The 8783-nt window shown below is 70.6% G+C and carries 9 protein-coding genes; 6 read left to right on the forward strand and 3 right to left on the reverse strand.

Features of this window, described 5'->3' with window-relative positions; all coding sequences use genetic code 11:
* Positions 1-26 precede the first annotated feature (26 nt).
* On the reverse strand, positions 27-935 hold the full coding sequence (locus tag ACFVU7_RS42665) for a nucleosidase (protein WP_388051769.1): 909 nt from the start codon (positions 933-935) through the stop codon (positions 27-29).
* 171 nt (positions 936-1106) lie between these two features.
* On the opposite strand from ACFVU7_RS42665, the gene ACFVU7_RS42670 reads away from it, so the two are divergent.
* Both ACFVU7_RS42670 and ACFVU7_RS42675 read left to right on the forward strand, forming a co-directional pair.
* Positions 1107-1646 carry a hypothetical protein gene (locus ACFVU7_RS42670; RefSeq protein ID WP_388051772.1) on the forward strand — a complete coding sequence of 180 codons (540 nt, stop codon included), beginning with the start codon at positions 1107-1109 and terminating at the stop codon, positions 1644-1646.
* A gap of 344 nt (positions 1647-1990) precedes the next feature.
* Positions 1991-3514, forward strand: a complete 1524-nt coding sequence (locus tag ACFVU7_RS42675; RefSeq protein WP_388051775.1) for an HNH endonuclease — start codon at positions 1991-1993, stop codon at positions 3512-3514.
* A 78-nt stretch (positions 3515-3592) separates the two neighbouring features.
* Here the strand turns inward: ACFVU7_RS42675 and ACFVU7_RS42680 are convergent, their stop codons facing one another.
* On the reverse strand, positions 3593-3967 hold the full coding sequence (locus tag ACFVU7_RS42680; protein WP_388051777.1) for a hypothetical protein: 375 nt from the start codon (positions 3965-3967) through the stop codon (positions 3593-3595).
* A 422-nt stretch (positions 3968-4389) separates the two neighbouring features.
* On the opposite strand from ACFVU7_RS42680, the gene ACFVU7_RS42685 reads away from it, so the two are divergent.
* Positions 4390-4806, forward strand: a complete 417-nt coding sequence (locus ACFVU7_RS42685) for a hypothetical protein (RefSeq protein ID WP_388051779.1) — start codon at positions 4390-4392, stop codon at positions 4804-4806.
* 528 nt (positions 4807-5334) lie between these two features.
* Here ACFVU7_RS42685 and ACFVU7_RS42690 read toward each other — a convergent pair.
* Positions 5335-6357, reverse strand: a complete 1023-nt coding sequence (locus ACFVU7_RS42690; protein WP_388051781.1) for a hypothetical protein — start codon at positions 6355-6357, stop codon at positions 5335-5337.
* Positions 6358-7500: 1143 nt separating this feature from the next.
* Here ACFVU7_RS42690 and ACFVU7_RS42695 point away from each other — a divergent pair.
* The 3 genes from ACFVU7_RS42695 to ACFVU7_RS42705 form a co-directional block, all read left to right on the forward strand.
* Entirely contained in the window at positions 7501-8022 is a 522-nt protein-coding gene (locus ACFVU7_RS42695) for a hypothetical protein (protein ID WP_388051783.1), read from the forward strand.
* Positions 8019-8246 carry a hypothetical protein gene (locus tag ACFVU7_RS42700; RefSeq protein WP_388051785.1) on the forward strand — a complete coding sequence of 76 codons (228 nt, stop codon included), beginning with the start codon at positions 8019-8021 and terminating at the stop codon, positions 8244-8246. The genes ACFVU7_RS42695 and ACFVU7_RS42700 overlap by 4 nt, the downstream gene beginning before the upstream one ends.
* 246 nt (positions 8247-8492) lie before the next feature.
* On the forward strand, positions 8493-8783 hold a 291-nt coding region (locus tag ACFVU7_RS42705; RefSeq protein WP_388051788.1), incomplete at its 3' end, for a hypothetical protein.

Below are 8783 nucleotides of genomic sequence, written 5' to 3' on the forward strand. Positions count from 1 at the left end.
CCTCGGGCGGTTCGTCCCGTGTCACCTCATACTCCCGGCGGCAGGGGACGCCGGTCCTGGCTGATCGTCAGGGACCCTTTCTGGACGGCGTTGACCGTGCCCTGGGTGTTCGCGGTGTTCACCTGCGTCGGCCCGCCGGCCGTGTCCGGCCCGGGGGTGTGCGGGGTGTTGCGAGAGCCCGCGGTCTCGCCCGGCCCTGGGGGAAGGGCGGCGATGACCGCTGCCGCCGCCGCGGCGGCGTGGGCGGCGGCCAGGGGCTGCGAGCCGGCGGCGTCGGCCGCCGCCTTCGCTCCGTCCGCGTAGTCGCTCAGCCCCCGGATCACCAGCGCCTCCAGGCCCCCGAGGCTGGCGGCCTCGGCGAGACCCGCGCCCTCCATCTCGATGGCCGCCGCATCGTCGAAGGTCTGCGCCAGCCGCCTGCGCACCTCGCCCTCCGTCGTGTTGAGGACCGCCTCGCCGGCCGCGATCGGCTTGAAGTGCACGCAGGGGCCTTCCCCTTCCCATCGAAGGCGCACCTGCGGGGGGATCCGCGCGTGCCATTCCCGGCCGCGCAGAGCGTGCCGGGCCGCTTGGGAGACCTGGTGGGAGGAGGGCCAGGACTGAGGGCGCGGGAGCGTGCCCGCCGTCGTGTGCTTGGCGCTCTCGTACGCGTAGATCCGGCTCGCCACCACGACGTCCCCGAGCGCCGCGTCACTCTTCAAGGCGCCCGCGACACCGGTGAACAGCACGGCCCGCGGGTCCAGGTACTGCCGGGCCCGTTCGGTCACGACGGCGGTGGGCCGGTTGCCCGGACCGACCTCGGCCAAGGCCACCACGCGCCCCGTGCCGGCGAGCACCCCCACCTCGAAGATGGTCCCGCCGTGAACAACGCGCCTCAGATCGGACAGGTGGACCCGGAACGCCTCGTACTCCAGGCCCAACGCGGTCAGCACCACGACAGGCCGAGAATCGACACCACCCACCGGACCCCCAGAGAAAGGAAACACCCCTACCGGCACGGACTCTCCTCCGTTCGAATGCACCGGCCCCACGCCACGGCAGGCCTCTTCGCATCCATTCCATCCACTGACAAGAATAGCGCCCCCCACTGACAACGAAGGAGCCCCGTGGAAGAGGAACCGACCTCCGTCAAAGCCCTGTTCCTCGAATACCAGCAGACCAAAGAAGAGCAGAAGTCCAGGATCACCTTCCGCGACAACATCCCCTACGTCACCCTCGGTCTGGTCTCCGCCATCCTCATCGCCGGGATCCACGCCGGACCCCTCACTTCGCCACTGCTCCTCCTGATCTCCGCCGCTACCCCCGCCCTCGGCTGGACCTACCTCGCCAACGACAAGAAGATCAGCGACATGGGGCGCTACATCCGCACTAGCCTCGACCCCCGCCTCGGTGCCACCAGCCAGGAACCCGTGACGATGTTCGGCTGGGAGCACTTCCACCGCAGCGACGCCAGGCGGACCCAGCGCCGAATCATCCAGTGCGCCGTCGACCTCGCGCTGTTCACCGGAATCCCCACCGCATCCCTGGCCGCCTACTGGGCCGGCCCCCAAAACTCCGTCCTGGCGCTGATGGTATCCGTCATCGAAGCGGCAGCAGTGATCACACTGGCAATCCAGATCATCATCCAGGTCAAAGTCGGCAACTAAAAGAAAAAACTCGAAACACGTCACACCCGGCGGGCCGAAATTAATCGAACCGGACGCTGACCAGCCCGCCACCAAACCAGTACTTCAAGGGCGGCGGCTGCTGTGCCCGTGGGCCGGACGTCGAGCGAACGGCACTCCCGGACAGACCTGGAGGTGTGGATCCCGCCCGATACTCCGCTGCTGCCGTCGGGCCCGGGAGTCCCATATCGGCCGGCACGTGTCGGCGGGTGCCACAGGCAACGATCCCGGGGAGGCCGGAGAGCACGGGGCCCACCGGACGGCACCTGTCGGCGGCGGATGGTAGATGATCACCAAGGCCCGATGGCAGGACAGGGGAGGAAACGGTGTCCGGTGTGGTGATAGGCGGTCCGCTGGGTGATGTCGCACGGCTGGCAGGGCTGGAGGTGGGAGTCCACATCGAGGACGCCTACGCCGCCGCCGTGTGCTGGTGGTCCGCCGCGGTGGCCCCCGCAGCGGCCATGCCCGTATGGGGGTCCTGCCTGGTCTGGGGAGCATTCCTGACACGCGAGGACCAGTCCCCGCTGGCCGCCGCCCTGCGGAACGCCGGCTTGGAGCCCGACCGGTTTCCCCACCTCGGCCTCCACCCGGACATCACCACCGAAACGGCCCTGCGCACGGCCCGCGCCGCCACCACCCGGCGCACCCGGCCCGGCACCGCGTTCTCGATGCTGCTCACCGGCAGCCCGATCAAGCACAGTACCTCCAGGAAGTCCTCCGACGAGTTCCTCGCCAGCACCCTCCGGGTCGCCTGGGACGGAAAGGACTACAGGCCCGACGATGAACTGCGACCCCTGCGCAGGCTCGGCCCTGTGAGAAGTGCGCCAAGGATCGGTGTGCTGTGGGAGATGCCGGAACACGACTGGCGGTATGACGCGCAGACCTCCCCGGCCTCCTCCACCAGGATCCTGATCTTCCGCCGCCGACAGACCGGTCCCCACGCGCCGTCCGCCGGCCGTCAGGCGATCGCGGCGGCGGCGGTGCGCGCGGTCGACGAACTCACCCGCATCTACCACGACCTGTCGACATGCCGGGTGGAACTCACGATGACCGGCGAGGCAGCCGAGAAGCTCTGGCCTGTCCAACTCGCCGAAGACCTTCTCGACAGGCAGGCGACACTGCCGGAAGGCCAGTTCCTGCGCGCGGACGACCACACCCATCGGATCGCAGCGGCTCTTGCCCTCGCCGAGGACACACAGGTCATCACCGGCGGCCACGTCGAGGCCGCGTGGTCGCTGGTGGCCCGCTCGTTGTGGGACCGGGCCCGACTGCTGTGCCCCGGCGACCTGAACCTCGTCGGTGGCGTTCTCCACGACACCGGAGCGCAGGTCTCCTGCGCGACCGGTTCCACCCAGGCACCGCCACCGGGAACGTCCTCCCCGCACGCGGCCCGCGGTACGGTCCCGGCGACCGTGTCGGCCGGGGGAGTCAGGGGCCGCAACGGCAAAGTGAGACGGGACAGCGCGGTGGTCCAGGACGTCAAGGGCTGGCACGGCGACCGGTGCCAGATGTGCGGAAGCGTCCTGAGGATCCCGGGACCACGCCAGGCGGCCAGCGAAGGCGCCCACATCCGCCCGCTGGGCAGGGGAGGCCACGACTACACCGGCAACGTCCTGTGCCTGTGCCCGAACTGTCACACGCAGTTCGACCAGGGCGGCCTCTACCTGACCGACGACCTGCACGTCGTGGAAACGGTCACCGGCACAGTGCGCGGGCGTCTCACGACCGACCCCCGCCACGGTGTGGACCTGGAGTGCATACGCTGGCACCGCGCACGCTGGGCACGGCACGTCCCGCCGTCGCAACCGGGCCAGGCCCACCACACAGGCGACAGGACCCGTGGCCTGTGACCCCGGCGCGCCTGCGCCAGGCTTTTTCTTATCGGGCCGGGATCGGAACGGCGGCAGGACACACCCAGACGGGGCCTGTCACAGCCGGATGATGTAGTCCAGCCCATGATGAATCTCCCGACCCCCGACGCCCTCGACGCCCTGGCCATCCACGCCGAGGCGCAGGCACAGCCCAAGCCTGATAGCGCGGGGCCAAAGGACCAGTAGCCGCAGGCTGGGCCCGGACACCGCGACGGTGTCCGGGCCCAGCCGATCTTCATGCTGGTCCTGGCTTATCCGCAGGTCGAAGAGTTCGCGGACTTCCTCAAGGTCTTTGCCACCCTCGCCACATCCCTCACCCGCTACGCAGCCCGTGTCAAGCGGGACAAGGGCGCGGTCTCCCGGTACCTCAACGGCTGGCGCATCGCGCCCGAGGACTTCGTGGAGGAACTCCTGCGCCAGGTTGCCGAGCACACGGGCAACCCGGTCACCGACGAGGTCCGCGTCCAGGGGTGCCAGCGCCGGACAACATCCACCGGCTCCACCCGCCCTGGTCAGCGACGTGCGGCGTGTCACCGCCGTCGAACGGCGCGGCTGGTGGCCACGCCTGCGCCGCGGTGGGTGTGGGCGACGCGCGAACCCGATGACAGGGTCAACAGCCCCGTGCCCCGCGCCCCTGGTCGTGGTCGTCATCAACGAGCCGGGGCCTGGGAAGAGGTGGAAAGCCTCGCCAGCGACTGGGAGCCCAAGGATGCCTTGGCCCGGCCTGGTACACCACCCCCACCGTCGCCTACGCCCAGGAACTCGGCTACGACGTCGACCTGACCGAGGCGCACCAGCGGGAGAAGGCCGGCGCCTACCTGGACCCGTGGCACGACCGGCTGTGCGAGGCCTACGTGACCACCATGGCCGAGGCGGGCATCCCGGTCGACAAGGACGCCGACGACCGCGCTTTCCTCGCAGCGATGACCGCCCACCGCCTCCTCAAGGGCGCGGGTACCGATCTCGGCGCGCTGCGCACCGCGCTCACGGCCGAGGGTCTGGGACACCTGGCGCAGATGGGTGATGACCGGCTCGGCTCGGCGGTGTGGAGCCACCAGCAGATCGCCGTGGTGCTGTCGGCGGTGAAGTTCGGGATCGGCAAGCTGCGCGAGCGCCTGCAGGGCCTGGCCTACAAGTGGGGGAGCCGTGGTCGGGGCTGGAGCGGCCGACCTCGCGCCCGGACATCCGGGCAGCGGCCATCGCCAAGGCGAGGGCGGACATGCACCGCAAGATGGCGAACGTGGCGAAGGGCCGTTACCTGCTCGGCGTGAACAACGACTGCGTCGTCTACGCCTCCCGGACCCGGACCCGTTCGGCTTCCTGCCGCTCACCGGTGTCGGTGTCGGCGACAGTCGGCAAGGTGCTGCCCGGCACCTTCCACCTCGGCACCACCCCAGGCCTGTCCAGAGCACTTCACCTGAGCCCTGCCGAAGTCCGCGCAGGCGGAGATGCGGGCCCTGGTCAAGGCCGCCAAGGGTGACAAGAAAGGCGTCGCGGACCGCCTGGGTGTCGACCCGAGCACCGTGCGCCGCCTACCTCAAGGGCGAGCGCAAGCCGTGCTGCGCGAGCTGAAGAAGGTGTGGCGACACCGGCATCCGCTGCCGGGCCCGCAAGAAGGCCGCCAGCAGCACGGGGATCACGGTGGCCTTGTGGGCGTACTTCGGCTGCACCTCCCCGGTCGGCACCCGAGACACGGCTGCGTCACCTCTCACTGTCCACCTCCCCCGGCCCCATCCCCGGGGAACTTCGGCGTGCGGGAGCGGTACCGGATCCGTCCGGGGAAGGAAAGACCGAAACGGCTATCGGTCGTCGAGGGCGGTGATCCCGGCCGCGAGGGCTTCCTGGGCGCCTTGTGCGATGCCGTGGGGGGCGCCGATGCGGGCCAGGGCATCCCATTGTGCAGGGGTGACCATGACCTGGACCCGGGTGTTCCTGAAGGGGCCGAAGGAGCCGTTCGGGCGTGTGCCGAACGCGGTGGCGCGGCCGGTCCACATCTCGGTGAGCTGTCCGACCACGTGCCGGTGCCATTCCTCGGGCAGGGGGCCGTGCTGTTGGGCGGCCGCTTGGGCGATCACGTGCGCGGCGGCTTCGGGGGGCAGGGCGTCCAGGTCGCGGACAATGAGCGCGAGGTGTCCGGCGAGGCTTCCGAGGGCGGCCGTGTACGTGTCTCTGTCGTTGTACGGCACCTCGTTCACGTCCCGGTGCGTCCCATTGCCGATGCACCCGGCCGCGGCTTCCCCGATCGGATGCTGCTGGGTCCGGGCCCCGAGGCGCAGGCCCCCGTCGCTGTGGCCGACCAAGCGGACACCCTCAGTCGGCTCGGGTCCGTCCACAGGGCCCGCGGGCGGCGCCGACCATGCCACCCGGCCGCCAGCACGGGCAGCGCCGTCGCCTCGCGCGGCGTGCTCGGCGGGTTGTGTGCTTGTCGTCCTTCCATCGGAACCTGGCACACCGGACGGGGCGGCCGTGTCCGTTCGCGAGTTCGACAGGAGCCGATCGAGCCAGCCACGGGCGACCCAGGCGGCACGGCGGATCACCCACTCGTCGGCCCCGACACGGGTGCGTACCCCGATGATCCGATTGATGCGGGCGTTGACATCGCGGTGCGTGGTGCCAGTGGCCGCGACGAGCTGGTTCACCGCCGTGTCCAGCCGCATGCGAAGCCCGGACTCGGGACCGGTGTCGATCTTGCCGTCCCCAGGCGCGTCAGGCTCCTCGTCGATGTCGGATCCGAATTCGCACTGGCCGCAGAGTTCCAGGATGTTGGCGACCTCGACCCGGCCGCATTGCACGCACACGCAGCCGTCGCAGGTGGCGCACAAGCTGGAGGCGCTGTCCGCGTCGCGGCCCCAGGCGCGTTCCTGGGAGATGCACTGGCCGACGCACGGCCGAGGGGCCACGGCCGGGACCGGAAGTGGCTGGTCGCCCCGCTCTTCGCGTGCGGTCGCCTCCGCTGCCTGCCGGGCCGCGTACTCGGCGCCTGCCCGGCCGCGCGCTTCCTGGCAGGCGGCCCATTCCGCTGGCGTGAGATGGCCTGCGCACGCCACCACGGGAACGGGGAGATCGTCGTAGCGGGGCCACTCGGCAGCCTCGCGCCGGCACAAGCGCCGTGTCGACTTCGCCCGACGGGTACACGTCGGCATCCTGTATCTCCCATCCGGTCACGCGGCCGGGCACGGGTGCGTCGCCGAACCCCGACCTGCGGCAGTATAGAAAAACGGACTGACAACTCCTCCCGGAACCAGGGAAGTTGCCTGTCCTGATCGCGCCGGCGAAGAACACCGGCAGGGGACAGGGAGGGGAAACCTACAGGACACAGGCTCATGGTGCTCATCACAGACATGCCCTGATCCAGCCGGAAATCACTGCCGAACGTGTGGCCGTACCGGCGGCTGCTCGCCAACTGCCGCGGCCTTCGGGACTGCGGTCCGTGAAGCCGTGTTCCCCTGGGGGCAGTCACGGTGATGGAGCCGACAAGTGAGAGGCCGGGCACCCTTGAGGTGGCTGCCTGCGGCCGGGACCTCGCCCCGGGTGCCGCCGCGGCCATCAGGTGCGTGACAGGATCTGGTTGCCCCTACGGTGCCCCGCGGACTCCGCCCGAAGGCGGGGTGAGGACTCCCGAGGCGGAGTGTTCGTCGCGCCTGCGGTTCCGCCGGCGTTCCGCAGGGCCGTGCCTCCTGGTGGCAACACATATGATCAGATAACTCTGTGCAGTGGGAGTTGCGACTCTATGGTGTGCCCATGCATCGGTCGAAACTCCTCTACGCGACAGCGGTCCTGGCCTTGGGTGCCGCGTCCGTTGCTGCCGCGCGTGGCGCCCAGGGTGATGCTGCCAAGGAGACCCGCACTCCCCGGCGGTCCTGCTGAGCCGTGAGCACCACGAGAGGTACCTGAGGCCGATCGCGGACGAGGTCCATCGGCTGGTCGACTCCGGCCGGGTCGATGGCGCCGGATTCGCCTCGATCGTGTTCCACGGCGACGAGCACTACCTCGACCTGTACTGGAAGGGCCCGCTCCCCGCCGGCATCCCCGTCCACGCCCGCACCGGCTCCCCCGAAACACCCACCCAGGGCAGCCGCACCACCGACGCCCCGCCCTGGTACGCCGGGGCCGACCTCACCCTCGCCGACAACTCCCGCTGCTCCACCGGAATCCCCGGCTGGGTGAGCCACAAACGCGTCCTGCTGACCGCTGCGCACTGCCAGACCAGCGGGCACGTCTACAACGGCCAGCGCGTCGTCGGAGAGGTCACCGCCCACGACACCGGCCTGGACGTCGCCGTCATCACGACGGACCAGACACCGAGGCCCGCTTCTACAGCGGCCCCTGGAACAGCGGCGACTCCCGCCCGCTGTACGGGCTGGCACGCCTGGACCCGGGCCAGTCCGTCTGCTTCAGCGGTGCCATGTCCGGCTTCCACTGCGAGCTGGAGGTCACGCGGGTCGACGTCCACTCGCCATCCGGGCGTACCGACGCCACCGAGGTGAGGTCCCGCAGCGGGGGCGTCGCCGTCGCCCAGGGCGACAGCGGAGGGCCAGCCGTCGCCAACCCGGCGGGCGACTCCATGGCACCGGTTGGCGTCATCATCGCCGGGAACACCGACACCAAGATCCCGTGCACCGGCACCTCGACCCAAACGACCTGCTTCTCGATCGGCTACTACACCCCGCTCGACCCGGTGGTATCCACGTTCGGTTTCTCGGCCCTGTGATCCCACCCGAGCTGCCGGTGGGGCCGCCCCGGTCCGGGCATGGCGGGGCGCCGCACCTGCGAACGGACCGGACGGACCGCTGCCCCGGGCCGGTGGCGCGGCTCACCGGTGCCGGGATTGCCTCGCCCCAGGACCTCAAGTACTTCCTCGCATGCGGCGGGCCTGCGCGGGCACCCCCGGTCCGTGCTTGACCACGGTGCGCAGGCCACCGGCCGCGGCGCTGGCCGCATCGGGCGCATCGGATCGATGAGGCACACACTGGCCTTGAAGCTGGAGCGCGGCTGCCCCCGGGAGGCCGTCTCGGGGTGGATCGGGGAGACGTTGGGCCCGCCGCCCACCCCGGCGCTGCTGCGCGCCGCGGATCCCGGCCGCATCGACCATGCCGAAGCGGTGAGCGCCGCAGCGGACTACTCCCGGTGCCACGAGTACGCCGTCGACCTGGTCCGGCTGGGCCTGGCCGAGCCGAACGAGGCACCGGACGAGCGGGGCGTCGACGCCCACTGCGCGGCGACGAACGACAGCAGGACGCGGATCACC

It is taken from the genome of Kitasatospora sp. NPDC058046, from assembly GCF_042885595.1.
Taxonomy (GTDB): domain Bacteria; phylum Actinomycetota; class Actinomycetes; order Streptomycetales; family Streptomycetaceae; genus Kitasatospora.